The organism is Mucilaginibacter sp. P5_A6, from assembly GCF_056400585.1.
The window spans coordinates 75,490-101,941 of record NZ_JBFUKZ010000019.1 but is presented as its reverse complement, the minus strand read 5'-3'; the positions used below and the strand labels follow the sequence as shown (position 1 = coordinate 101,941).

The window sequence follows — 26,452 nt, the reverse complement described above, 5'->3', positions numbered from 1 at the left end:
GTCAGGATAGAAAAGTAAAAGTTACAGAATAATAGGATTGAAGATTGTCTTCTGTCTTGATTCTTGACTCTTGGTTCTTGACTCTTTCAAAGCAACAAACAAATGAAACGATATATAACCCCACTAGCTTTTGCATTACTTATGGCCTTTTTAAGTGCCTGTAAAGTATCAAAAGATGTGGAAACACCCAAAGCAGAGCTGCCTGCAAATTTTAGGAATAGCGTAGCAGCCACCACTGCCGATACCAGCAGTATTGCCGATATACAGTGGAAAAACTTTTTTACCGATGCGACACTGCAAAAGCTGATTGATAGCGCTATTGCTAAAAATTACGATATGCAGATAGCTGTAAAAAATATAGATRCAGCCCAACAGTTATTTAAACAGGTAAAATGGAACTATGTGCCCGAAGTTGCACTGAATGTTACAGCAAGCACCAGCCGTCCAAGTGATAATAGCCTTAACGGATTGAGTATTAAGCAGTATGGTTTAGGAACAAAGCACGTTGAGGACTACTCGGCAAATTTAGCCCTTTCATGGGAAGCTGATATCTGGGGTAAGATCCGTAACCAAAGCCGCCAGGCGCTTGCACAATACCTGCAAACTACCGAGGCTAAAAAGGCAATTCAAACCAATATTGTGGCTGGTGTATCACAGGGATATTATAACCTGTTGATGCTGGATGCGCAGTTGGACATTGCCAAAAAGAATGTAAAACTGAACGATAGTACCTTAAGGATCATCCGTTTACAGTATGATGCCGGGCAGGTTACCTTATTGGCGGTACAACAGGCTGAAGCACAGCAACAATCCGCAGCTCAGTTGGTGCCACAATTTGAAAGGAATGTAGCCGTGCAGGAAAACGCCCTGAGCATATTAGCCGGAAGACTGCCGGATAGCATTGAACGAAACGGTACTTTAAACGACGTGAAATTCCCTGAAACGTTAACAGCAGGCGTACCATCTACCCTCATCAGCCGCAGGCCCGATGTAAGGAGCCAGGAACTGGCTTTAACCATTGCCAATGCCAAGGTGGGTATTACCAAATCAGAAATGTATCCTGCATTAAGGATCACTGCAAGTGGGGGAGTTAACTCCTTTAAAGCCAGCAATTGGTTTAACATACCGGCCGCCTTGTTTGGTATTGTTGCAGGTAGTGTTGTTACTCCTTTGTTACAGCACAAAGAACTGAGTACCCAATACCAGGTTGCCAAAATCGACCGTGAAAAAACAGTTCTTCAGTTCAGGCAGTCGGTATTGAATGCGGTTGGCGAGGTATCAGACGCGCTGGTTAAAATTGAAAAACTTAAGCAGGAGCAGGCCATAGCGGCAAACCGTGTAAAAACCTTACAGCAGGCAACTACCAATGCCAGCCTGCTGTTCAAAAACGGCCTGGCCAATTACCTTGAAGTAATAACAGCCCAAAGCAATGTACTGCAAGGCGAACTGGCGCTTGCCTCTATAAAAAGAGATGAGTTAACCGCAACCGCCGATCTTTACCGCTCATTAGGCGGTGGATGGAAATAATTGTTTTAGTGAGTGGTTGATTGGTGAATAGTTAGCTGCATCAGTTAACTTAGTAACTAATGTGAAAAAAGGCTGGTCGCATTTAAATACGACCGGCCTTTTTTGTAGAGACCTTTTATAATTTATCTCAGATAACAAATCTCGATTAAACTCGATTTTTCTTTCTTTTTTCTTCCAAAAAAGTGGGATAAATATCGATAAAAACCGCATTTTTATGCATATTTCCCACATTTTACAAATAAATTACCGGCATTTCCCGAAAAATACCTATCATAGCGGTTACCCAATAATTTGAACTTGCTTTTTTGAATGAAATTTAAATTTTTAGCAGCGCTGCTCCTGGTGTCGTGTTATCTGAAGGCGCAAAACTTAAATATAATTCCGCAGCCCCGGTCGATTGTAACTGGTGTAGGGCAAATCAGTATTAATAACCGGTCTACCATCGGTGTAAGCGATACCTCGTTAACCGCTTTGGCCTTTTATTTTCAAAAGGAATTATTTAAAGCAAAAGGCTTATCGCCCGAGGTAAGCAACGGGGACTCCAAAAGTTCAATAAAGCTTATTTTAACCAATACAAACCAAACTATTGGAGCATACTCACTCAAAATTGCACCCGACCAGGTAACTATATCATCCTCCACTAAGGAAGGTGTTTTTTATGGGTTAATCTCGCTATTACAGCTCATTAAAGATCACCCCAAAGAAGGCGAAAACCTTACCCTGGCATCAACAGATGCAACAGACGCACGCGGGTACCAAAATATTATCCTGTCATCCACCGAAATAACCGATGCCCCACGATACCAATGGCGCGGTCTCATGCTGGATGAATCACGGCATTTTTTTGGCAAAGAAAAAGTAAAGCAGCTGCTAAACTGGATGGCTTATTATAAATTGAATAAATTTCACTGGCACCTAACCGATGTACAAGGGTGGCGCATCGAGATTAAGAAATATCCAAAATTAACCGCTGTTGGTGGCGTTGGCAATTACAGTGATACCGGTGCCGAAGCCGAATATTACACCCAAAACGATATCAGGGAACTTGTAGCCTATGCTGCCCAACGTTTTATAACCGTAATTCCCGAAATTGATATGCCAGGCCACGCCACAGCGGCAAATAAGGCTTATCCCGAATATTCTGGGGGAAGTGTTGCGGGCTATCCCAACTTTACTTTTAACCCTGCTAAAGAAGAAACTTATCAGTACCTGGCTAATATCATAAAAGAAACCAATTCGCTTTTCCCTGCCAAAATGATGCATTTGGGGGGTGATGAAGTGATTTTTGGCATAAAGGCATGGAGTTTGGATACGGCTATAGCAAAGCTGATGCAGACTAAAAACTTTGCAGATGTCGGCGAACTGGAGCGCTATTTTTTTAAGCGGATGACAGATACAGTTACCAACATGGGTAGCAAGATCCTGGCATGGGACGAGGCTACTCAAACCGATCTGCCGGCTGGCAAAACCATTATTTTCTGGTGGCGCCAAAACCTGCCGGGACAACTGAGCCTGGCATTGAAAAAAAATTACCAGGTAGTGCTTTGCCCGCGTTTGCCGCTTTATTTTGATTTCCTGCAGGATGGCGGGCATATAGCGGGCCGGAACTGGAACGGCGTATTTAACCGGGTTACAGATGTTTATAATTTCCCCGACAGGCAATTACCGGCATACCAGCTTGCATCGGGCCAGGTAATTGGCGTACAGGCCAACATCTGGACAGAAAAGATAGCTTCGGAACAACGCCTGGATTTTATGCTTTTCCCGCGGATTGCCGGTTTGGCCGAAGCCGGATGGACAGCGCCAGAACTAAAGAATGAGGCAGCATTTAATGAAAGGCTGCAGGCGGGTTTAAAAAACTGGGATGCAGATAATATTTACTACTTCAACCCTTTTAATCCATCGGCCCATCCCGAGGCGGTTGATTTTGCACCGGTTATCAAAAAAACTTATGTAGCCGAGAGACATAGCCGCCGGCATAGTTCAAAGAAACTGCATGCCAGGGCTTCAAAAAAAGGGAGAACAACCGTTTCCAAATCTCATAAATCATCGGCCAAAGCATCAAAAAGCAAACTGCATAAAAAAAGGAAATAACCACGGGCTATTTCCTTTTTAATGGCTTGTTAATTTAGCCTACCGGTAAGTTGAAAGGTGGGTGGTTTTGATGCTGAGCACAAATGATTTACCTACACTTATTTTAACGTTTTTATCAAGTAGCATGGCTTTAACTGCGTCATCGCCTTTAATGGCTTCAAAAAGATCGCGTGCTACGGCCGATCCGCTGATGTTATTGGTAACCTTTCCATTTTCCATGTTGATATTGAAGGTATAACCAGATTTTCCACGATCGCCCGCAGATTCAAAATCAGTTATGTTTAGTTTAAATTGTTGATCTTCATTCAGGCTTTTTTTCAAATGCAGACGGATAACGGGCATGTACCTTTTCCAGGTAGTTAAATACTTTCTTTCTTCCATGATATGCTTAATCTATATAAAAAATAAAGCCCCTGTAGGTGTTCTTTTACCCGGGCTTTGAAGGATCTTAAGAGCAGGGGATCAATACCTCCAGATCTTATATTTATTTGTGTGATTTGATGTTTTGAAACCGCAGTAATGAGGGACAGCTACTCCCAGAATAATATTACCGCATAACAATTCAAAGCTACCTAAATAAAAGTGTACTAAGGCAATTTATATTTCTATATTAATTACACTTGTAATGTATTGTTAATCAATCATTCAGTAGTACCAAGCCTATGCTGTAGTAATTAATGTAATGGCAATCATCCCTGGTTTTTAGTCGTGTTTTGTAAATACTGATGCTTGATATTGGAAACTTGCAGCCAATTACAGTTTACAGGCGAAGAAAAATAAGTGTGATGGTTTTAGGAAGCTTTTACCTATATTGGGGCATGAGATTGTAAAGCAAAGGGAATTAATCGCCCCGGTGTTTTACTTAAGAAGATCTCAACCAATCATTATGTTTAATATCCAGGCAATTACAACTTACGCGGTTGTAGCTAAAAAGCTATTCTATGATGATTTCTGCATTGACGATCTTCGCATTTTTATGTATACTGATTATACCCTTACGCGGTCCTTCCAAAACCAATAACATCAAACGCAAAAAGCCCCGGGACTTCTCCAAATATGCTGTTACCAAAGATGGCTGGCTGGAAATGATGGATGAAAACAAAAAGCAGTAACGATAATTTACTTAACTGAGTCTCCTGATTTTACAACGCTACAATGAGGTGCGGAATATGTCATCATTTCAAATTTATTTTGCACTTGCGCAAATTCCCATAAATAAAGACATTTGCCCAGGCATGAATACAAATACGCTATCAGAAATAACATTTCACCCCGCAACATCAACGGAGCATTTTGAACAGATTGTTCGGTTACAAAGTCAAAACCTGTGCAAAACACTAAGCACCGAGCAACAGGAACAGCAGGGCTTCCTTTTTGCAGAGCATACTGTACCCTTATTGCAATTAATGGCATCGCAGATACCACAGGTTGTGGCATTGCATAAAAACCAAGTAATAGGCTATAACCTGGCCATGACTGCTACTATGGAAAATGAAGTGCCAACTCTTGCACCCATGTTCAGGGAGTTTCATAAAAACCAATACCGGGGCAAGCCTTTAACAGCTTACAAATTTTTTGTAGGGGGACAGGTTTGTGTTGACAAAGATTTTCGCGGCCTGGGTTTATTAAGCAAGCTTTACAACGCCACGGCCAGCCAGGTAGCGAAAGATTATCAACTTTGTATAACAGAAGTAGCTATAAGGAACACCAAATCGTTAAAGATTCACCAAAAAATGGGGTTTGAGGTTGTAAGCAGCCACAACGATGGGTTGGAGGACTGGAATGTGGTTGTGTGGGATATCAGAAAATCAATGAGCCCCCTCTAAATCTCCCCGGGTAGGATAGACTTTTGATCTTCGAAGTTTTTTAAAGCTCTCCCTTCCGGGGTTGGATGGGCTTTTTACCTCGTAATGACGCGTAAAACTTAAGTAGTTTTTTATAATTATCTATTTACACCAACTCCCTTTCCCGCTTCATTACTTCGGCGATTTTTATGCCCTGCTTGCGTACCTCCTCATTACGCACGTAGCGTTTATCGGCACCCAGGCTGGGTTTGGTAATGAAATCATAAAACATCCGTGTCCATGATCGGGTTGAATCCAGGTGCTGGTAAAAATCCTTAGTGATCTTATAATATTTTGGTAAAAACCGGCCGGGAATGTTCATGATATCGTGATGCTCGTTATGGTAACCTACGTTAAAGCAAACCAGGTTGAGCCAGCCGTAGTAGGAATTAGTTTCCTGTCCCTCCCGGAAAATAAAATGTTCGTGAATAAAATGCCCTGCCGCTGGATGAAGACTAAAACCCCATAAGGTGGAAAGAAACAGGTAAATGATGGCTACCTTCCCCAAAAAAACAAAGATCAATACATCGGTAATTATCAGCGTAATGATATTGGCCCACTCCCAGCGTGTAGGTTTGGTATCAAAACCACGTACCAAAAACAGGAAAAATATATAAAAAAACAGCCAAACGAACTTCCTGATTCCCGATTTGCCTACCATTTTAACCTCCCAATGGCTGGGGAAGTCGTTATCTACATCCTCGATACCTAAATGGGAGTGGTGTTTCATATGGTGGGTTCTGAAGGCGATTGCTCCGGGCACTAAAACAGGGATATTAGCAAAAATTGCCAGTGCTTTGTTCTGTGCCGGGGTTTTCAGCATCAGGTTATGTGCCATTTCATGCACAGCCATTGCCGACCAATGGTTCATAGTACCGCCAACTATGTATGATAACAGGATTATTTGCCACCAGTAAGCCCCAAAAGAGGGGAACCAGACACTAACACCCCAGGCAAAACTAATTTGCCCGGCAACTATAAAAAATGTAAGTACAGCTGCCCATGGATCATAACCCATTAATTGCCTTACCTCCGGGTATTTTTTTAATACGGCTATCCGGCGCAGAAAATGAATATCAGGTGTTTGGATACTTTCAAATGGAGTACTTGTTTTCATAATGATGTATTTAGGTTAATGCAAAGTAAAATAAATCTTTAAAAAATATGGGCAGTAGTTGTACTTAATTTAACAACGTATTAATACCTGGTTAATATTACCGGCCCATTTTAACCCGGCGCTTGCCAAAACTTTTTATGTGCAGTAAGCTGATAAATACTTATCCGGGCAATTTCCCGTTTTAACTGGCAGCAAAGGATTTAGGACATCTGCCAACAAATTGTCATTATATTCCTTTTATTTATATATCCGTTATACCAGTTTAGGCTGAATAGCGATTATTTTTTTATGTTTACTAAAAAATTAAACTTAACTATGAAAGTTTCAAAAACGCAGTTATTTCCTTTACTTATTGCATTAGCGGCCGTTACTTTTCCTGCTTGTAAGGCCAAGAAATTAGTGGAAAAGCCGGCCCCGGTAGAAACCGAAAAAATGTATGCGCCAACTCCAAAACCAACACCGCCGCCTGCACCGGCCCCTGCACAAACACCGCCGCCGCCACCCGCAAAACCAAACTATAATTTCAGCAATATCCAGTTTGAATTTAACTCTGCTGTATTAAAAACCGGCTCATACCAGGCCCTGGATCAGGCTGTGGTTGAAATGAAAAAAGACGCCACAGTAAAGTTTGTATTAAACGGTAATTCATCTGCCGAAGGTACAGACCAGCGTAATATGGAACTATCTGTTGAAAGGGCCAATTCGGTAAAAACTTACCTTGTAAACAGTGGTATCAGCGCCGATAATTTAACCGTTAAAGGTTATGGCGAGAGCAAACCTGTTGCCGATAACACAACCGAAGAAGGAAGAGTTTTAAACCGCAGGGTCGAGATCAAGTTAAATCAATAGCTAAAAATCAGCTTTATAAATTATTAATGCCCCGGTAGGATTCCTCACCGGGGCATTATAGTTTATAGTGGGCAACCATTGTGCTTTAAAGTTCGTAATGTTTAGAAGGTGTATGGAAATAAATGAATAAATAGCCCCTCTAAATCTCCCCTGGTAGGGAGACTTTGGAAGAGCTTTTAAGCCCTCCTTTCCGGAGCGGGGCTGCAGCTTCCAGGCACGTTAACAACAATACTTTATCAAACGTTTTGAAGAATATTTTTAAAGGAATATTAGCCCTGCTTAACACGCAGGAAAAAAACAGGTTGTACAGGCTCATCCTGTTCGATGTGCTTATCAGCATACTTGATATTTTATTTTTAGGATTACTGCTAATCGTTATCAGCTTTTACACCTCGGGCAAGCCCATTAGCCACCATTGGCTTCCCAACGCCTGGTTCAACCAGGATTCGATACTGCTTATTGGCTTGTTCCTGGTATTGTATTGTTTAAAAAACTGGCTGGGTTATCTTATTATGCGCTTTCAGCATCACTTTTTTTATGGAGTAGCTTCGCGCTTATCCCAAAGAAATATTTTACATTACCTTAAAGACGATTATATAAAATTTATAAATGTTGATTCATCGGTACATATCCGGCAGATCAGTCAGCAACCCATCGAGTTCAGCCATTATATACTAAACAACGTTCAGCAGATCATATCGCAAAGTATCCTCATTTTATTTACCGTTGGCGCAATATTGATTTACCAACCGATATTGTTTTTATTACTACTGATGTTGCTGGTACCACCGGTAATTATCCTGGCTTACTTCATCCGGCGAAAATCAAAACAGGTACGGGTACATACCAAAACAACAAGTGAAAAAAGCATCCAATATTTACAGGAATCGTTATCGGGCTTTGTAGAAAGCAATATTTACAACACAAGCGATTTCCTGGCCGCCAGGTATAACAATTACCAACAGCAATTAAATAATAACATTGCTACACAACAAACCCTGCAGGCTTTGCCATCAAGACTGGTTGAAGTGTTTGCCATATTTGGTTTTTATATTTTGGTGTTCGTTAATAAGTTTTCGGCCCATGGCCCTGTGATAAGTATGCTTACAATCGGTGTGTTTATGGCAGCGGCTTATAAGATCATTCCGGGTATTATCAAAATCCTGAACAGCAGCGGCCAAATAAAAACCTACGAGTTTACTTTAAATGATCTGCTTGCAGTAAAAGAATCAAAAGTACCTGCAAAAAACGATCTGCTTAATATTGATGAACCCCTCAGCGCTATCCGTTTCAATAATGTTCGTTTTAGCTATAAAGAACAAACAATATTAAACGGAATTAGCTTTGAAGTTTCCACCGGCGATTTTGCGGGCTTTTCGGCGGCATCCGGCAGTGGCAAAACTACGCTCATAAACCTGGTCCTGGGCTTTTTAACCCCCGAATCCGGTTACATAGAAGTAAACGGCAGGCCTGCCGATACCATAAAAAGACAGCATTACTGGACAAAGATTGCCTATGTAAAACAACAAACATTCTTTATTCATGATACCATTCTTAAAAACATTACCCTTACCGATAAACAACACAACCCCGAAAAACTGGCTGAGGTAATAACCTTTTGCGGTCTTGAGCCATTATTATCGGGCTATGCTGAAGGGATAAATAAGATAATCAGGGAAAACGGTAAAAACCTCAGTGGCGGCCAAAGGCAGCGTATAGCGCTGGCAAGGGCATTATGTCATGATTTTGATGTACTAATACTGGATGAACCCTTTGGCGAAATGGACCAGCAAGCCGAAGATGCTATACTTAACCAGTTAAAACTACTAACCGCCCAGGGCAAGATCATATTATTTATTACGCACAATGTTGCAAGTTTAAACTATTGCAACAAAATAATTTCCCTTTAAATGGATAAGTTAAAAGCATTGGTGATATTAACTCCGGGCTTCCCGGCAAATGGTAATGATACTACCTGTGTACCGCCCATGCAAATTTTTGTAAAAGCTTTAAAACAGCATAACCCGCGGCTGCGTGTTATTGTAGTCACTTTTCAATACCCTTATACCACTTCGCGATATAACTGGTATGGAGTTGATGTTATACCGCATGGGGGTAAGGGCCGGGGGCAGTTATTCAGGCTAATTACCTGGAGGCGTGTATGGAAAACCTTAAAAAAACTGCATAACACTTATCAGCTTGCTGGGCTGTTGAGTTTTTGGATTGGAGAATGCGCCTATATTGGCAGCCACTTTGCAAAAAAATACAGTTTGCCGCATTATATATGGCTGCTTGGCCAGGATGCTAAAGCAGGCAACGAGTACGTACACCGGATAAAACCCGCAAAGGAATCATTAATAGCCATATCAGATTTTTTGGCAAATGAGTTCAGGATAAATTATGGCATATTGCCTGCACATACCATTACCACAGGTATCGATATCTCGCTTTTTAATACGGCATCAGTTGACAGGGATATTGATATCATGGGCGCGGGTTCCCTTATCCCGCTTAAGCAATATCATTTGTTTGTTAAAGTAGTTAAAAACTTAACCGCCCAATTCCCCAATATAAAAGCGGTTATCTGCGGTAAAGGGCCCGAAATGGAAAATCTTAAAAAGCAGGTAAGCAGGTTAAAACTTGAAAATAATATTAAATTAATGGGAGAACTACAACACCCCGAAGTACTTGCCATGATGCAGCGCTCAAAGATATTTTTGCATACATCATCATATGAGGGTTATAGCACCGTTTTAAGTGAGGCCTTATACGCAGGATGCCATGTAGTAAGCCTGGTTAAGGGCATGAATGCGCGGCCGGCCCAACACCATGTACCCGATAATGCGGAACACTTGCCGGAAATAATTAAAGATCTACTTAAAAATAAAAACCTGGTTCATGAACCGGTTTTGGTTTATCCTCTAAACACCGTAACAGCTAAGGTGGCCGCTTTATTTGGCCATTAGGTTTTTACATATATCAACCAGGTCATCGGCTATATTTTTGGTAGTAAGATTTTGGTTGAAGTGCCTTATAATAGCATTAGAAAGCTTTTCGCGGTTTGTGCCGGCAATAATTCCCAATAACCGGGCAAGATCGCCTGCAGCACCGGGAGCGTACAAAAAGCCATATTTACCATTGCCCGTCATCCTTTTAAAGGATGGCATATTGGTGATAACCGGAGTGCAGCCACAGGCAAGGGCTTCTAACAAAGCATAGCTGGTGGAGTCTTTATGGCTGCCGGATACATAACATTCGGCTGCGCTAAACCAGTATGGCATTTCGGTATTGGGTACTTTACCAATCAAATTCACCGCTTTTGATAAAGCCTGGTTTGAGTTAAGTTTTTGCTTTACCTCGCTCAGCAGATCCTCTGTAGGATATATCATATAAAGTTTTGCCGCAGGATTTATTTGCAGGTGCTGCTCAAAACCATTTAAAACGGTGAGCGGGTCTTTGTGTTTGGTTAGCCTGCCAACCCATAAAAAGTTGCATTCGCCGCTCATTCCTGTGCGCTGTTTGCTTAGCTGCTTATCCATTCGTGTAAAACCGGTTGAAGCCTCTAACAGCTCAAATATGCTTGCGCCCGGTTTAATAATGTTTGCATTTTGCCATGGCGCAGCATCCCCGGAGGCTGTAAAAACAAAGCCGTTGGCTAAACTGCATGCTATCTTTTGAAATATTCTCTTTACTCCGCCAAATGGTAATTCGCTATGGTGCTGAATCAATATTTTAAAACCTGTACCGCAAAAAAACCTTAAAAATATTACCTGCATCGGAAACATAAAGCCCTGTACAAGTATAATATCCGGTTTAAGTTTTTTGATAAATAAATGTGTTTTAACAGAAACAGACCAGAACCGGTTTTTTCCCTTAAAAAAATAGTAAGGAACATCGTCCATCACTACATGTTGCTCAAAAGATGCATGCTTAACAAAAGTAATATCGATGCGGTTTTTAAGAAAAGCGGCAAAAGCCATGGCAGGGGCGTGGTTTTCCTTAACCTGTTGCGGCCTGGTATAATTTAGGTGTGAATGATAAGTAAGGTCGATCAGTTTTATCAATTTTATAGTATTTGATGATGTATAAATGTTACCGGGAACATAGCGCCGGGTAAATAAGATTGAATGGATAAAATAAGGCTACCTATATCTCCTTCCACGTATTTGTAAGCGTCGCCCAGTTTAATCAGGCTAAACGGCTTTCCTTTAAGCTCAGCGGCTAATGCAGGTAATAATCCCTGGTCAAACAAACGGATGTTTCCTTTATGTATTACCAGTTGGATGTCGGCTGCCTCCACAGCAAAAAAGGCATCGTATTTACCGGTTTGTCCTTTTGCTTTTGCAACTACAAGGTCGGCATATTTGCCTGCCATAGTTTCACCGGTGTTTGTTTTCCAAACGCTTGCAGCTGTTTTATTCAAGGCTTGATACAATTCCTCATCCTTAAGCATCCCGGTATTCCGCGCCGTATGGATATGATCCCAGATGTTCCAACCACTGGTAAGGGTTGAATCGGTACCAAAAAGAACGTTTGTAAAAGATTTCAGCTTCTGTACAGGTGCTGTCCTGTCCAGCAGGAAATAGTTTGATACAGGGCACCATACAATGGCTTTAAAATGAGGAGCCTGTTCCCTGGTCATGGCCACAGCATGGATGCCAATAAGGTCGCGGGCCAGTTTATTCCAGCTGATCAGGCTGTCAATTTCTTTTTCGGCCTGCTCATCGGTTCCCTCGCCGGTATGAATCACTACCGGCAGCTTCCTGTTAAACGGATTATTCAGCTTTATTTTCCAGTGTTTTTCAAAGGCCGCCGAATGCAGATCATGTGTGTCTTCAATTATATCGATCGGCGCATGCGCAACAAATAATTGTTCTCCATGATTTACCACCGTAGTAACCCCGCAAAGCAGGTTTTTGTAGATGCCCCACAGTGTCCGCAAACGTTGCGGAACTGCAAGTACAGTGTTTATTTCGTACTTAAACTCCTTATGAATGTAAGTTCCCCATTCGGTGTAGTTATTATAAAAGTGATTGCCTAACTGCGGGAAAAGGTTAAAATCAAGATGATCATGCGAGTTGATGATGCCAGGGAAGATGATGGAATCTTCAAAATACAGCTGCAGGCTATCATCAATAATATCAACGGGACTAACGCCGGTTATTTTGCTCCCATTGATATCAATGTTTACCACCTTTCCGCTATCGGCCAACCTCACATTATGCAGTATCATCTATGTTAAACTATTAATTCACACAATTTGGTATAGGCTTTAAGCTTTGTGCATGCTGCTTTTAGCTTTATTTAAATTCCTTTTTAAATGAATACCATAAATAATCGGGAAACCCTTGTATTTTTCATACACATGCATGGCTTTGGCATTTTCATAAAACGATTTCATGGAGTCGTCAATTTTTATTTCCTGCTGGCTTACCAGGTGAAAATTGTTTTTTAACAGTACATCTTTTATAGTAAAAATAGGGTGTATGTAGTTGCGTACAGCTATCAGGGTATTATTGCGCTTAAAAGTACGTTTGCCGCCAACCGCCAACGTATGCGGGTGAAAATCAGTAATAATAATTTCACTATCAGGTTTTAGTATTCTGCACCACGCCTGCAAAGCCTCTTCAATATCTTCAATATGCGCCACTGTAAGTGTTGAAACAATGATGTCAAAAGAAGCATCCGCGATGTCTGCAAAAATATTATCCTTAACCCGGCGGACATGTGCTAACGGATATTTATCCTTTAGCTTACCAAGCATACCGCCAGATACGTCAAAACCCTTAAGCCCTGCCGGTTGTTTACCTAAAATAGCGGGCCATTGCCTGCCGGTGCCGCAACCTATATCGGCCACCTGTTTGCCTTTAATATTTACATTTTCAATAAGGCTTTCAAATAGTATTTTATCGAGGTGCAGCATTAAGTTCCCTGGCTGCATATCATAATCAGATGACCACAGGTCATAAGCTTCCACTACACTTTTTTCTGTAATGGCAGGGGAGCCTACCTTGCTTTTAATATAATTTTTGACAGTAACCAGCATTTGTACGGGTTTATAACAATAACGGGCAAAAAAGCTATATGGTTGCCCGTCATTTTTATTATAAGCAGGCAACCCCTGACAGATATGCAGCGTAATGTATAAAGAATAGTTTTATAGTTGATCTGGGTTAGGAGCGATGGGTGTAAAAGCCCATCGCGTTTATTTAATTAACAAATAGATGTATGAATAAGATATTACTCTACAATCCTAAAAGCGCTGTTGCCAAGCACCGCATCCCTAATTCTATTTTAAATATCGCAGCCTCTGTTGAGGGCAGGTACGATTGGGTGATAGTTGACGGTAATCGCGAGGCAGATCCATTCCAAAAGATCGAAAGCTATTTAAAAACCGGCGARTTTGGCTATGTTGGTTTTACGGTGATGCCAGGCCCGCAACTGCGGGAAGCCATTCCTTTATCAAAAAAAATAAAAGAAAAATACCCCTATACCACAATGATATGGGGAGGATACTTCCCCTCGAGCCAGCCAAATGCGGTTTTAAGCTCCGGATTTGTCGATTTTATTGTCAACGGCCCCGGAGATCACGCCTTTCCGCAATTGATAGATGCCCTTGAAAATCATGAGCCCTATAAGTTTATTAAAAACCTGATCTATAAAGCCGATGGCAAGATTACCAAAACAATTAAGGAAGACCTGTTAGACCAGGACGCTTTACCACCATTGCCTTATGATAAACTTAATGCCTTTTATCCTATAGATAAATACCTGGGTAAAACTTATTTAGGCAAGCGTACCATGGCTTACCATTCCAGTATCGGTTGCCCGTTTACATGTTCTTTTTGCGCTGTGGTGCCTATTTATGAAGCCCGCTGGAAAGCAAAATCGGCAAAAGCCGTTTATAAGGATATTAAATACATTAAAGACAGGTGGGGTGCAGATGCCATAGAGTTTCATGACAATAACTTCTTTGTATCAGAAAAAAGAACCGTTGAGTTTGCAAAACTTATAGAACCCGAAAACATGACATGGTGGGGAATGGCCCGTATTGATACCATGGATAAGTTCAGCGATGCCTCGTTGGCACAGATCCGTAAAGCCGGCTGCAAGATTATTTTTTTTGGCGCAGAGAGCGGCAACAACGACATTTTGGAGCAGCTGGATAAAGGCGGCACGCAAACCGGCGAACAGATCATCCATTTTGCCGAACGCTTAAAGAAGTTTGATATCATCCCCGAATATTCATTTGTTTTGGGAACACCTGCTCCGACAGCAAAAAAGGTACAGGCACAGATAGATTTCGAAATAGATTTTATAAAAAAGGTTAAGGCCGTAAATCCAAATACCGAGATTGTATTATATACCTACACACCCGTACCTACCGAAGGTTCTGAACTATACAGGCAGGTTCAGGAGCAGGGTTTTAAATATCCACAGGGTTTGGAAGATTGGATGAGCCCGGCCTGGGAAAACTTCGATATGCGAAAAAATCCGCTCACCCCATGGTTAAAACCCCAAATGGTAGATAAGATAAGAAATTTTGAAACTGTATTGAATGGTGTATATCCAACAGTTACCGATATAAGGCTTAGCAATTTGAAAAGAAAGTTGATTAAGTTTATTTCGGGTTTGCGATATAAGGCCGGCCTGTACAAGTACCCTTACGAAATAAAATTGCTGCAAAGGTTCTGGAAATACCGGCAGCCCGAAATACAGGGATTTTAATTAACCCGCAAAACCATTGAAGACCAACAGAAATAATATAGACCCCAATTTAACCCAAACTGCCGGTGAGGCATTTGAGGAGATGTACGTTGCTGTGCGCGATAAGGAAGGAAGATTATATAGCGATAAGCAGGTAGCCCGCTTGCCCGATATTGATGCAGGACATAGGTATTATAAAGAATGGAAAATAAGAGAGCGTTCGTCAGAGCAACTTATCAATCATCTTAAAAAAGAACAAAGGGCGCTTAACATCCTGGAAGTTGGCTGTGGTAATGGCTGGCTTTCTTCAAAGCTTGCCGATATCCCGAATGCCAGGGTAACCGGGCTTGATCCTAACCGAATAGAAATTGAGCAGGCGCAGCGTGTATATAAAAACCCCAACCTGAAATTTATTCACGGTTCATTTGATAGCAACACATTTAACAGTTCGGTAAAATTTGACGTGATCATATTTGCAGCTTCAATACAATATTTCCCCTCATTAAATGACGTAATTGCCGATGCTTTTGCCTTAATGAGCAAGGCCGGAAGGGTGCATATAACCGATACCCACTTTTACCACGCGCAGGAATTAGAAACCGCCCAGGCAAGAACCCTGGCGTATTACAACTCCATGGGTTTCCCGGAGATGGCAGCTAAATATTTTCACCATCCCTTGAAAGCCATGATGAATTTTAAACACAAAACTATGTTTGATCCAACCACCTTTTGGAACAGACTGACCAGGAAAGGTATTTTTTACTGGATTAAATTAAAACCCTAAAAAATGACAGTGCAAACCATATTACATACTTTTAAGCGCTACCGTACCCTGCAAACCAACAGGATATCGGCATTGCCTATTGTAATATTAATGCCCCATAGCGCCTGTAACTGCCGTTGTGTAATGTGCGATATCTGGAAAGACAATAAAAACCTAAAGCAGCTTACAGTTGACGATATCAGCAGTTTATTAGCGTCCCTTAAATCATTGGGCACCAGGCAGGTGCTCATGTCGGGCGGGGAAGCGTTGCTGAACAGCAACTTCTTTGTATTGTGCAGAATCTTAAAAGACGCCGGGATTAGCGTAGTATTGCTTACTACCGGCTTATCAATAAAAAACAACGCCGATGATATTTTACAATACGTTAGCGAGGTAATTGTTTCCATTGATGGCGACGAAGCGCTGCATGATGCCATCAGGAACATCCCCAATGCCTTTAAAAAGCTTAAGGAGGGAGTAGAGCATATCAAAAAATTAAACCCTGCTTATCGCATTACGGGGCGTACGGTGATTCACCGCCTTAATTACCGCAACTGGCCGGCCATCATAACCGAAGCCAAAAAGATGGGATTAAACCAGGTAAGCTTTTTACCAGCTGACGTTAGCAGCCATGCCTTTAACCGCCAGCAAGCCTGGGCCGAGCCAAAGCAGCACGAGATCCTGCTATCGGAAAAGGAACTGCCCGAACTTTGCGAAGTCATCAGCTCTTTATTTACCGAATTTGATAAAGAATTTCACAACGGTTTTATTGCCGAAAGCAAGGAGAAGATTCAGGACATTTATCACTATTACGCGGCCTTTTATGGCTTAAATGAATTCCCGTTTAAAAAATGCAACGCACCCTGGGTATCTACTGTTGTGGAAGCGGATGGTACGGTAAGGCCCTGCTTCTTTTTAGAATCAATGGGTAATATCAGGGATACCTCATTAATCAATATATTGAATAGCCCGGAGGCTATCGGGTTTCGCAGGTCATTAAATACGTCAACGCATCCTACCTGTGTAAAATGCGTTTGCTCGCTTAACCTGTCGCCATTAACTCATCTGTCTTAAATTTATGGAACAGCTAAATAACATATTATTCACACATTCCTATTTTTTACGGTTCGATCCCAAGCAATGGGCCATGGGGCAACCATATGCGCCCTTGGGAACTTTGTATGCTGCTTCAAATATGCGTGCCAACGGTTATGAAGTTTCGTTTTTTGATAACATGTTTTCGCACTCGGCAGAAGAGGTTATACCTGCGATTGAACAAACCCAACCGGGCTTTTTTGTAATTTACGATGACGGGTTCAATTACCTTACCAAAATGTGTCTCACCAATATGCGCGAGGCCGCTTTTAAGATGTGTAAACTGGCCAAAGAGCAGGGTTGCACGGTGATAGTTTCCAGCTCAGATTCAACCGACCGGTATAAAGAATATTTAAATGAAGGCGCCGATTTTGTAATCATCGGCGAAGCCGAACAAACCCTGCTTGAGCTTGCAAACGCTATTAAGAATGGTGTTACAGATGTTTCACAAATACAAGGACTTGCTTATTTAATGAAAGGGACATCGTTTAAAACCGTGGCACGCCCTGTATTAAAAGATCTGGACAGCCTGCCTTTACCTGCCTGGGATTTGATAGATATCGGTCCATACCGCGAAAGCTGGATGAAACATGTTGGTTATTTTTCCATGAACGTGGGTACCACACGCGGCTGCCCGTTTAAATGCAACTGGTGCGCCAAGCCTATTTACGGCAACCGGTACAATTCCCGCAGTCCCGAAAATGTAATTGCGGAGCTCAAGCTTTTGAAAAGGATGTTCAACATGGATCATATCTGGTTTTGCGACGATATCTTTGGATTGAAGCCCGGTTGGGTAAAACAGTTTGCCAAACTGGTTGAGCAGGAAGGCCTGCAGCTGAAATACAAGATCCAATCCCGCGCCGACCTGCTATTGGTTGATGAAGAGGTAAGCGCAATGGCTTCATCGGGTTGCGATAATGTGTGGATAGGTGCCGAAAGTGGTTCGCAAAAGGTATTGGACAGTATGGATAAGGGAACTACCATTGAGCAGATTTCCACCGCAACGCTGTTAATGAAAAAGCATGGTATAAAACCTTCATTCTTTATCCAATTCGGCTATCCCGGCGAAACCAAAGAGGATATCGCCCTTACTATCAGCATGATCAATGAACTGTTACCGCATGAAATAGGTATATCTGTATCATACCCGCTGCCAGGTACATTATTCTATGAAAAAGTTAAGGCCGGTATGCAGCAAAAAACCAACTGGACAGATTCTGACGAGATGGCATTGATGTTTAGCAACACTTTTAGTCCGGCTTATTATAAACAGCTGCACAAATATGTACATCAGAATTACCATTTGCACCTGGCTAAATATAACCTGGTTAAACTGCTGAAAAACCCGTTGAGCTCCAATATAAAACGCCTCAGAAAGGCGGCATCATTTATATACCACGTACCGGCTACATTGATAGCAGGTTTTAAATTAACTAAATTAGAAAAAGCGGTATGAGTGAGATTAGCCTGATAAATAATGAGACTAATGCTTCTGATGCGTTCAGCAGGCAATCGGGTGTATTTGATGAAATTTACTCAAACAATACCATCATCAATTATAAAAGGACAAGGGTAAGAGAGCACGTAATGCCCTATTTAAAACCCGGCAGCAGGATACTGGAACTTAACAGCGGCACCGGCGAAGATGCTGTATTTTTTGCCCAACAAGGGCATTATGTTCATGCTACTGATGTATCAACGGGAATGCAAAACGTGCTCAGGCAAAAATCCGCACCCTATCGCGACCGTATCAGCTTTGAAACCTGCTCATTTACCCAGCTTAATCAATTAAAGCAAAAAGGACCGTATGATCATATTTTCTCCAACTTCGGCGGTTTAAATTGTACGGGGGAACTGGATAAGGTTTTATTATCATTTGATGCACTTTTAAAACCCGGAGGAAAAGTAACACTGGTTATCATTTCGCCATTTTGCTTATGGGAAACATTACTTGTTTTTAAGGGAAAGTTTAAAACAGCGTTCAGGCGTTTATTTAGCAGCAAAGGCAGGTCGGCCCACGTAGAAGGCGCCTACTTTAAATGCTTTTATTACAATAAGTCATTTATTATCAATAATTTACAAAAACCATTTAAAGTTTTAGGAGTAGAGGGCTTGTGCACCATAGTGCCTCCGTCATATATAGAGGGCTTTGCCGAAAAGTATCCGAAAACCTATAAATTCCTGACGAATAAGGAAGACAAACTAAAAAGCACATGGCCATGGAAGTATATAGGCGATTACTTTATCATCTCGCTGGAAAAAAGATAGGTATGGTCCATGTCATTGCTTCATGCCTCGTATTTACCGAACACGCCCGGTTTATCAATTAGCCACACTATGCTGATTTTCTTCCAATAATTGCGCAACTTTAGTTTCAAAGCGACTTATTAATTTAAACTGAAAGTTTTCTGGATCGGGTTTGGCAAAATGTTTACCTGTTGCCATAGCCAACAGGGTGCCGTGGCTGTTCAGTCTTTTTTGTTGTGTTTTAAGGTTCCACCTGCCCGCAGTAATGTTCATTAATCTATCATCCAATCTATCGCCCAGTTTATTGTTTAGTAAAAATTCAATTAAACTTTTTAAAGTGGTTGTTTTTAACGACTTAGCCGTCGACATCCGCATAATATGATTAGGCAGATATTTGCGTGTCCAGGCATTTGCAACAAAAAAATCGGCAAAGGTGGTATCACCCTGTATTGGTATCAGCGTTACTACTTCAGTGGCGGTATAAATGTTCTTTTCTGCAATTTCAAGCCCGCTCTCGTCAATATAATAGTTCATGCAAAAGCAATGCTGCTGATTAACCAAAAAAGTTAATTTTTTAAAAAAATGCATCAGTGTACGGGCAATCCAAAGGCGGTTGGGGGCTGTAATAATAAAAAGGTCAATATCTGATTCATCGTCTGCATAATTTTTTGACAGGGAGCCCGAAATAGCAATGCCACGCACATAAGGAAACTTAATTAGCCAATTGCCAACCTTACGAGCTGTTTTTACCATTTCAAAAGCTTTTTGGTTCCCCTTGTTGCGGCGCTGCACCAGGTATGGATCGTTTTTAAGGCTGTAGAACTTGTCGAAACGAAATATTAACCGACTGCTCATTAAGTAAGTTAAAGCGTCATCAAACATTTTGCAATCATATTTAACAGGCAAAAACAGGCAAACTTCATCGTGGGTAAGCGGGTAATTAAACGCATCAAAATAGGCCAGGGTAGCTAATATGTTCTTTTTGATTTCTGACACAGTGTTGATGGTTAAATGTTGACTAAAAACGGACCGAATCTGCATATATTAGTATGACGTAACTGGTAAACTGTTGGTTGCCATCTTTTTTAAATATTCCTCATCTTTATTTTTGCCAGTAACGGAAGGCGCTTTCGAGTTATCAGAAAACAGTAAAAAGGTAAGGAAAAAGCTGTAAAACATAACTCCTTTATCTGCATCCAGCACGTTTTCTGACAAGGATACAACAGCTATTACCAGCATAAAACTGATAAACACCAGATCCTTTTTCTTAAAGGCTATTTTGAACCCGTAACCCAGCGTAAGCAAATAGACAAGTAATCCCCATATGCCCGATTTTACTAAAAAACTGAGGTATTGGTTATGGGAGTTTAAACCAGCAAGAAACGCGCTGTATAGTTTAACTTTAAAAAACTCGTCATGTAACAATGGAACTTCTGAGCCCGAACCATGGCCAATTAATGGCTCCTGTTTTATCAATGTGGTTACTACATGCCAGCGTGCCATACGGGGATTGGTGCTTCCACCAGGTTTTGCAATAGTAAGATCTTCTTTTAAACTGGTTATATAGCGCTCTTTAAATGATGAAACATTTAAAACTACAGTAAATGCTGAAGCTGATATGATGAGCATTGCTAATATAAATATTAGTCGTTTTTTACCCTGGAGCATGCAATATGGAAGTACCAGGTTAATCACCAGGAACAATACAGCCAATATGGATTTTGAACTTAGTTGTATAAGTCCGCATAACAATATAAAGCTACAGATGCTATAAAATATTTTTAAAGGTTGCGTCAGTGGCCTAAATAAAAGAGTTAGCAGGTATACCAATGCAATAACCAGTTGAAATGAAAAAAAAGTAGCATGCATATCAATCGGTTCCGAAAAGTTGTGATTGGTAAATGCTTTTGAAAAAATACTTTTTATGGGTAAATGATAGTACTTAATGGTTACAAGCGCATCAGCATATAAGTAAATTACAGTAGCCGTGCCAACCATGGCAAAGGCCAGCAATAGATTTGCCCTGTATTTTTTCAGGTCGAGACTGTTGAGCGCAAACACCACAGGAAATAGCAAAGCTGGTAAGCGTAACATCAGCTCGCCAAAAGCTTCGTGGCTGTAAAGCGTATAAGAAGTAGCTATCAATGTAACTAAAAATACTGACTGTATCACAGCCGTTTTTATAGCAAAAACCGATCCCAGGCTTCCTTTTTGAAGGTGTATAAGGGTATGAACTGTAAGGCTTATCAGTATGATATGGCTATAAAACCTATCAAACGGCAGGCTGGCCATCAGCAGCATAACGTGATAGTAACTTATCTTATTGGCGTTATTATCGCATATCAGCAACAATTGCTTCATGGTTTTTATGTTTATAGCTCTCTATAATAAATTCCTCATACTGATCAATAACCCGCTCCCAGTTAAATTGGAATTTTATTTTATCGAGGTTATTCATCACCATGCTTTTTTCAAGGTCCTTGCGTTGAACGTTCTCCACCAGTTGGGTTACCTCGGCTGCATTTGAAAAATAAAACGCATCAGTATTTAATACCGATTTATTAAAAGGGTTATTATGCGCTGCTATCAAAGCCTCACTGGCCATAGCTTCTAAAAGGGATGGATTTGTGCCACCAACGCTGTGACCATGAAAATACAGGTAGGAGTTGTTTTGTAATGACCGAACTTTAGGGGTATCAAAAATGGCGCCTTTAAACTGGATACGCTCATCGTTAGCAAATCTGTTGGTGATGAACTTGCCAAAGCGGTTACTGGTATCGCCCAACACTTTAAATGTTTTAGCCGAATTACTTTTATTAAAACCCTCTAATATGGCCTCAATATTGTTTTCGGGTTCCATGCGGGCCATCAGCAAAAAATAGTCCTCTTTAAGTGCCTCTGTAAAATCATATTGCTCGCGTTCAATTTCGGTGAAAACATCGGCACCATATGGAATATACTTACTGTTAATGTTGTATTTATCCTTCAGGTATGATTTTATCACCCTCGAATCGGCAACGTAGGAATCGCTATACTGCACTGCCAGTTTTTCGGCATATTTCAAAAATTTTTGCACTGGTTTAGAATACTTTGACCTTTTCCATTCCATTCCGTCCATGTTGGTAACAATGGCGCTGTTTTTTGGATAAATCGGGCCCCATACCGAGCTGCTGGTGTAACCCATAATTAATACCACATCAAAATTCCTTTTGCGGGCATCAAGCAGACAATTCATATCATAAATAAACTGGCCGGCGGTACCTATAAGGTATTCAGGATCATAACAGTGCTTTATCTCTACACCGTTCCAGCTATCCTGTGTATAGGGATGGTTATGCGAATTATAAACGGTCACCGAGTGGCCGCGTTTTACCAGGCCATCCGATACATATTCTGATATATGCTCAAATCCTCCGTAGTAATTGGGGATACCCCTGGTTCCTAATATTGCAATGCGTAGTTTCATTTTATAACAGATTGATATGCTTTTAAAGTTTGTGTAGCAGCCTGTTTCCAGGTATAATTTTGAAGGATCTTATTTCTCAAATGCTCATTAACAGGCGATCGGCTTGCCTTTTCAACAGCATCGAATATACTTTGCGGTGAAGCAGGGTTGCAATAAAAGGCATCATTACCAAAATATTCCCTTACATCACCTTTATCACTAATAACCACGTTACAAGCCATCAGGGCGGCCTCTATTGAGCTTAAACCGGTAGTTTCAAACCAACTGGGCAATACATGCACCTTGGCGCGGGCATAGTATTTTACCAGCTCATATTGCGGCACCTGGTCAATAAAATAGATATTATCTGCAGCAATATCCCGGCATTCCTGGTAATAAGCCGCCTGGTTGGGCGCATGTGTACCAATAAGCAGCAGGCGATAGGCGGTATTATTGAGTGCCTTGATGAGGTTCAACTGGTTTTTTACACCCTCTATCCGCGCAGCGCAAACAATCAGTTTATCATCTTTAACTACCGTATCATCATATTTAAACAAATGCTGATCTGTACCGTTGGGTACTATCATACACTTTACTTCGCCCGGATAGTTGCTTAATACCCGTTGATATTCTGACTGCGAATTAGGCAATATCATAGCCGCATGACTTAAAATATCCATGATACTTTTACGCTGACCTTTCCATGTATAAGCCATGCTGGCCATTCTGTCACGCCCGAGCAGGAATCTTGCTATTGTTTTAACATATTCAACACCATCTACAGGCAAGTATCTCAACAGCCTGCCTAACCCTTTGCGGTGCTGCTGATCGAACTCGCTGTAATTGCATAATATTGTTGAGATTACATAAGGCTTATGAGCCTTTTGGCTATGGTGTAAAATATCGGCAGGGCGGCCAAGATTAAAAAAGTGCAACAAGTCGTAGCTGTTATAATCGATATGCTCGTTAGCTAACTTTATGTCGGCAGTAACACCCATAAAGGTGAGATGACGGGCGGTTTGCACAGCCTGAACGGTATCGCCGCCAGGAACGGTGTACAATGTGGATCGCGTTATGAATGCTACGTTCATAATACTGCTCCTCCCGAAACAAATTTGTGTAACCAGGTGATCACGCTCGATGGAAAATAACTTACGGTATACAACAGGTAATTATCAAACCTAAGCGGAGATATGCCGATAGCCCTTGCAGTGTATGCGCGCGCCTTTTGTGGCTGAAAATTATTGAGCAGCAGCTTTTTACCACAAAGTGCATAATAGGAGCTCTGTTTAATTTTAGCAGAATATTGTTTTTCACCGATCCCGGCCAATAAGCTGCCCTCTTTTATGCCGATGGTACGGTTTTTAAGGGTGGAGTACTTGATCTCCCTGAATTTACGTGGCCGCCACTTTTCATCAATAGTAATGGATTCGGGGTTAAGTCTTACTTTGATAAGCGATTGTGGAACATTGCATGCCTTTTGGTCTTTCAGGATATTTACCCATAAAAAATGATCTTCAAAGGTATAGGCGTGCTCATTATAGCCACCCTTACTAATAACCACGTCCTTTTTATAGAAAACGCAGGAGTGTATAAACGGGCAAACCGAATATTTAAGCTGCTGTATCTCCTCATTACTAAATGCCGGTGGTTTGTGTGTAAAAAGATAAAGCCCCTCCATATCAATATAATCCGCTGCCGAACCAATAATGCTATACCCGGGATTGGCTATCATAAAATCATACTGCTGCTGCAGCCTTTCGGGGTAGCAAATGTCATCCGCATCAAAACGGGCTATAAATGGGGCACGGGCATATTTTAATCCATAATTAAGTGCCTGGGCAACACCCTTATTATCCTGGTATATCACCACTATCCGGGGATCATTAAATGCACTGATAACCTCAACAGTATCATCTGTTGAGCCGTCATTAACTATCAGCAATTCAAAATCAATAAACGTTTGCTGCAACACCGATTCAATAGCAGCGCCGATATACTTGCCTGCATTATAGGCAGGCATTAAAACCGTTATTTTGGGGACTTCAAAGTTCATTTGTCAACGGTTTTATGGTTTGGGACTCTTTTAAATTGAGTAGCAGCAACAGTTCAAAAAATACTACTACAGAAAGTTGCTCAAACCAGTATTCTATAAAAAAAGCAACCAGCATCAAAAGCAAAATGGGCAGACCATAGGTTAAAACACTGTAATGTTTAGCAAAAAAGCCCAGGTAATAAATGAAAAATCCTGCAAGTCCAATTAATCCGTATTCGGCGAGTAATTGATCGTAAACAGAAAATGGACTGTTGGTCAGGGAATGAAAACCCGCCCTTTTGCTGAAATAATTAAGATAGAGGTCGAGGTGGTTTACCATAAAATCATGATCGATATAAACAAACTTATGCGGATAACCGCCGGCAAAACCGAGCCCGGTAGCCCTAAAAGCCAGCTTTGACGAAAAATTACCCATGCCTATACCGGTAATTACCCGGTTTAAATGTTGGTGTAAAAAATTAATAGTTTGCAAAAAGCCTGCTATCTTTCCTGCAAACACCGGTGGCGGGGCAACTTCACCACCGGCAAATGGCAATTCTGTTTTGTGTGTTTCAATAAATTGCACAAGCTGTTTTTGCTCAGGAGGCGTTTGTGTACTGCTTTGGTATGGGGCCGAATGAATATTCGGGCCTTTAATGGCTATGCGTCCGCCGCTGATTACATAAACCGTATCATTGGGTTTTGTTGCACGTACCGGATGTGTAGCCACATAAAGCTCGTCTAAGTATATTATAGCCGTTTTTTGTTTACGTTCATCGGCGTTCAGTACACTATCTGGTCGTAAATTGATTGGTACGTTTACCCATACCGACGGCTTGGCTTCAGAGATATCTTTATGAAGCAATATGGCTATTGCGTTTGTAGCATATTTATCATTTTGAGGAGATATTTTCGCCATAAAAACTCCCAGAAAAACAAGGCAAACCACTACCAGGCTTTTTTGGTAGCGATTGGTTTTGAAGGCAAACAGCAGCAAAAATATAAGCAGGATAACAATATTGATAAAATTACTGCCGGTGAGCAGGAGGACGGCCATGCAAACAAAAAGYATGATGGCATTTTTACGGACCAGGAAATATATTACACCAAAAGCATTCAGTATAGCATTGGTAGTTGAAGTATCAAAGGTGATACCCTTTACATAATCGCCGGTGCTAATAAAATATTTCTGAAACTGGCCCTGGTAGGTATACGGATTAATGGCATGGGTATCTATAAATATAACAGCCAGGTTGCCTACAGAAAACACAGCGTTTATTATAAAAAATACCAGGATGGTTCGGTGGATCACTGTCGGTTCATTTTGCTCAACAGCCAGTTTAACCTGGTGAATAGCTAAAATGCACAGCATCCAAAAGCAAATACCTGTTAAAAGCAAAACGGTATAATTTAAATCGGTATAGTTTCTGCCTATTAACCAATTGAAAACACCAATGGCGATAACCAAAGGATAAAAGAGAGGCAGCCGGGAATTCTTAAAACTGAACCCGAATTTTAAATTGAATTGTAGTAAAGTAAACAGGATGATTACCGGGATTTTAACGCTAAGCTTTACATTTAAAAACAAAAGCAAAAAGGCAAGGAGTTTCCAATCTACCTTGTTTTTTATCTTATTTAAATAAAAAGCTACTTTATCAATCAACATTTCCCTGGGTTTTCTTAAAGTCATTACGACCTGAAAATGGGATAGGTTGCCTGTATAAAATGC

Annotated in this window: 23 protein-coding genes; 12 read left to right on the top strand and 11 right to left on the bottom strand. The window is 41.1% G+C overall.

The genetic code is table 11. The features are described 5' to 3' along the window. Nucleotides 1-102 precede the first annotated feature (102 nt). Nucleotides 103-1,527: an efflux transporter outer membrane subunit gene (locus tag AC1DO4_RS19160; RefSeq protein WP_477418727.1), complete on the top strand. Its 1,425-nt coding sequence runs from the start codon at nt 103-105 to the stop codon at nt 1,525-1,527. 309 nt (nt 1,528-1,836) lie between these two features. After that, on the top strand, nt 1,837-3,621 hold the full coding sequence (locus tag AC1DO4_RS19155) for a beta-N-acetylhexosaminidase (protein WP_477418725.1): 1,785 nt from the start codon (nt 1,837-1,839) through the stop codon (nt 3,619-3,621). Between the two features lie 39 nt (nt 3,622-3,660). Here the strand turns inward: AC1DO4_RS19155 and AC1DO4_RS19150 are convergent, their stop codons facing one another. Then, nucleotides 3,661-4,002, bottom strand: coding sequence for a hypothetical protein (locus AC1DO4_RS19150; RefSeq protein ID WP_295718674.1), 342 nt, complete (start codon nt 4,000-4,002; stop codon nt 3,661-3,663). 560 nt (nt 4,003-4,562) lie between these two features. Here AC1DO4_RS19150 and AC1DO4_RS19145 point away from each other — a divergent pair. Together AC1DO4_RS19145 and AC1DO4_RS19140 are read left to right on the top strand one after the other, a co-directional pair. Next, nucleotides 4,563-4,733 (top strand): hypothetical protein, encoded by a 171-nt coding sequence (locus AC1DO4_RS19145; protein ID WP_477418723.1) that lies wholly within the window; start codon nt 4,563-4,565, stop codon nt 4,731-4,733. Nucleotides 4,734-4,856: 123 nt separating this feature from the next. Then, complete coding sequence (locus AC1DO4_RS19140) at nt 4,857-5,447, top strand: N-acetyltransferase family protein (protein ID WP_477418721.1); 591 nt, start codon at nt 4,857-4,859, stop codon at nt 5,445-5,447. Nucleotides 5,448-5,571: 124 nt separating this feature from the next. Here AC1DO4_RS19140 and AC1DO4_RS19135 read toward each other — a convergent pair whose 3' ends face one another. Then, entirely contained in the window at nt 5,572-6,582 is a 1,011-nt protein-coding gene (locus AC1DO4_RS19135) for a fatty acid desaturase (RefSeq protein WP_477418719.1), read from the bottom strand. 315 nt (nt 6,583-6,897) lie between these two features. On the opposite strand from AC1DO4_RS19135, the gene AC1DO4_RS19130 reads away from it, so the two are divergent. The 3 genes from AC1DO4_RS19130 to AC1DO4_RS19120 all read left to right on the top strand — a co-directional run bounded on the left by AC1DO4_RS19130 (nt 6,898) and on the right by AC1DO4_RS19120 (nt 10,397). Further along, nucleotides 6,898-7,431, top strand: a complete 534-nt coding sequence (locus AC1DO4_RS19130; protein WP_477418717.1) for an OmpA family protein — start codon at nt 6,898-6,900, stop codon at nt 7,429-7,431. A 245-nt stretch (nt 7,432-7,676) separates the two neighbouring features. Next, nucleotides 7,677-9,341 (top strand): ATP-binding cassette domain-containing protein, encoded by a 1,665-nt coding sequence (locus AC1DO4_RS19125; protein ID WP_477418715.1) that lies wholly within the window; start codon nt 7,677-7,679, stop codon nt 9,339-9,341. Next, complete coding sequence (locus AC1DO4_RS19120; RefSeq protein ID WP_477418713.1) at nt 9,342-10,397, top strand: glycosyltransferase; 1,056 nt, start codon at nt 9,342-9,344, stop codon at nt 10,395-10,397. It abuts the gene before it with no gap. On the opposite strand, the gene AC1DO4_RS19115 is transcribed toward AC1DO4_RS19120, so the two are convergent. Genes AC1DO4_RS19115 through AC1DO4_RS19105 form a run of 3 tightly spaced genes read right to left on the bottom strand, consistent with a single transcriptional unit; the run spans nt 10,383 to nt 13,477 of the window. Further along, nucleotides 10,383-11,495 (bottom strand): glycosyltransferase family 4 protein, encoded by a 1,113-nt coding sequence (locus AC1DO4_RS19115; protein WP_477418711.1) that lies wholly within the window; start codon nt 11,493-11,495, stop codon nt 10,383-10,385. The genes AC1DO4_RS19120 and AC1DO4_RS19115 overlap by 15 nt on opposite strands. Before the next feature lie 2 nt (nt 11,496-11,497). Beyond that, nucleotides 11,498-12,664 carry a hypothetical protein gene (locus AC1DO4_RS19110; protein ID WP_477418709.1) on the bottom strand — a complete coding sequence of 389 codons (1,167 nt, stop codon included), beginning with the start codon at nt 12,662-12,664 and terminating at the stop codon, nt 11,498-11,500. A 39-nt stretch (nt 12,665-12,703) separates the two neighbouring features. Beyond that, nucleotides 12,704-13,477 carry a class I SAM-dependent methyltransferase gene (locus AC1DO4_RS19105; RefSeq protein WP_477418707.1) on the bottom strand — a complete coding sequence of 258 codons (774 nt, stop codon included), beginning with the start codon at nt 13,475-13,477 and terminating at the stop codon, nt 12,704-12,706. Nucleotides 13,478-13,659: 182 nt separating this feature from the next. Between AC1DO4_RS19105 and AC1DO4_RS19100 the strand changes: the two genes are divergently transcribed. Genes AC1DO4_RS19100 through AC1DO4_RS19080 form a run of 5 tightly spaced genes read left to right on the top strand, consistent with a single transcriptional unit; the run spans nt 13,660 to nt 19,264 of the window. Beyond that, nucleotides 13,660-15,159: a B12-binding domain-containing radical SAM protein gene (locus tag AC1DO4_RS19100; RefSeq protein ID WP_477418705.1), complete on the top strand. Its 1,500-nt coding sequence runs from the start codon at nt 13,660-13,662 to the stop codon at nt 15,157-15,159. A 16-nt stretch (nt 15,160-15,175) separates the two neighbouring features. Then, nucleotides 15,176-15,922, top strand: a complete 747-nt coding sequence (locus tag AC1DO4_RS19095) for a class I SAM-dependent methyltransferase (RefSeq protein WP_477418703.1) — start codon at nt 15,176-15,178, stop codon at nt 15,920-15,922. 3 nt (nt 15,923-15,925) lie between these two features. Continuing rightward, on the top strand, nt 15,926-16,975 hold the full coding sequence (locus AC1DO4_RS19090) for a radical SAM protein (protein WP_477418701.1): 1,050 nt from the start codon (nt 15,926-15,928) through the stop codon (nt 16,973-16,975). Between the two features lie 4 nt (nt 16,976-16,979). Further along, entirely contained in the window at nt 16,980-18,452 is a 1,473-nt protein-coding gene (locus AC1DO4_RS19085) for a B12-binding domain-containing radical SAM protein (RefSeq protein WP_477418699.1), read from the top strand. Further along, a complete protein-coding gene (locus AC1DO4_RS19080) occupies nt 18,449-19,264 on the top strand; it encodes a class I SAM-dependent methyltransferase (protein ID WP_477418697.1) in 816 nt (271 codons plus the stop codon). Before AC1DO4_RS19085 ends, AC1DO4_RS19080 begins: the two co-directional genes overlap by 4 nt. 54 nt (nt 19,265-19,318) lie before the next feature. Here the strand turns inward: AC1DO4_RS19080 and AC1DO4_RS19075 are convergent, their stop codons facing one another. Genes AC1DO4_RS19075 through AC1DO4_RS19050 form a run of 6 tightly spaced genes read right to left on the bottom strand, consistent with a single transcriptional unit; the run spans nt 19,319 to nt 26,413 of the window. Next, nucleotides 19,319-20,239: a hypothetical protein gene (locus AC1DO4_RS19075; RefSeq protein WP_477418695.1), complete on the bottom strand. Its 921-nt coding sequence runs from the start codon at nt 20,237-20,239 to the stop codon at nt 19,319-19,321. A gap of 48 nt (nt 20,240-20,287) precedes the next feature. Further along, a complete protein-coding gene (locus AC1DO4_RS19070) occupies nt 20,288-21,604 on the bottom strand; it encodes an O-antigen ligase family protein (RefSeq protein ID WP_477418693.1) in 1,317 nt (438 codons plus the stop codon). Next, on the bottom strand, nt 21,576-22,709 hold the full coding sequence (locus AC1DO4_RS19065; RefSeq protein WP_477418691.1) for a DUF1972 domain-containing protein: 1,134 nt from the start codon (nt 22,707-22,709) through the stop codon (nt 21,576-21,578). The genes AC1DO4_RS19070 and AC1DO4_RS19065 overlap by 29 nt, the downstream gene beginning before the upstream one ends. Beyond that, nucleotides 22,706-23,779 (bottom strand): glycosyltransferase family 4 protein, encoded by a 1,074-nt coding sequence (locus AC1DO4_RS19060; RefSeq protein WP_477418689.1) that lies wholly within the window; start codon nt 23,777-23,779, stop codon nt 22,706-22,708. The genes AC1DO4_RS19065 and AC1DO4_RS19060 overlap by 4 nt, the downstream gene beginning before the upstream one ends. After that, nucleotides 23,776-24,744: a glycosyltransferase family 2 protein gene (locus AC1DO4_RS19055; protein WP_477418687.1), complete on the bottom strand. Its 969-nt coding sequence runs from the start codon at nt 24,742-24,744 to the stop codon at nt 23,776-23,778. Before AC1DO4_RS19055 ends, AC1DO4_RS19060 begins: the two co-directional genes overlap by 4 nt. Beyond that, nucleotides 24,734-26,413 carry a hypothetical protein gene (locus AC1DO4_RS19050; RefSeq protein ID WP_477418685.1) on the bottom strand — a complete coding sequence of 560 codons (1,680 nt, stop codon included), beginning with the start codon at nt 26,411-26,413 and terminating at the stop codon, nt 24,734-24,736. The genes AC1DO4_RS19055 and AC1DO4_RS19050 overlap by 11 nt, the downstream gene beginning before the upstream one ends. Nucleotides 26,414-26,452 lie beyond the last annotated feature (39 nt).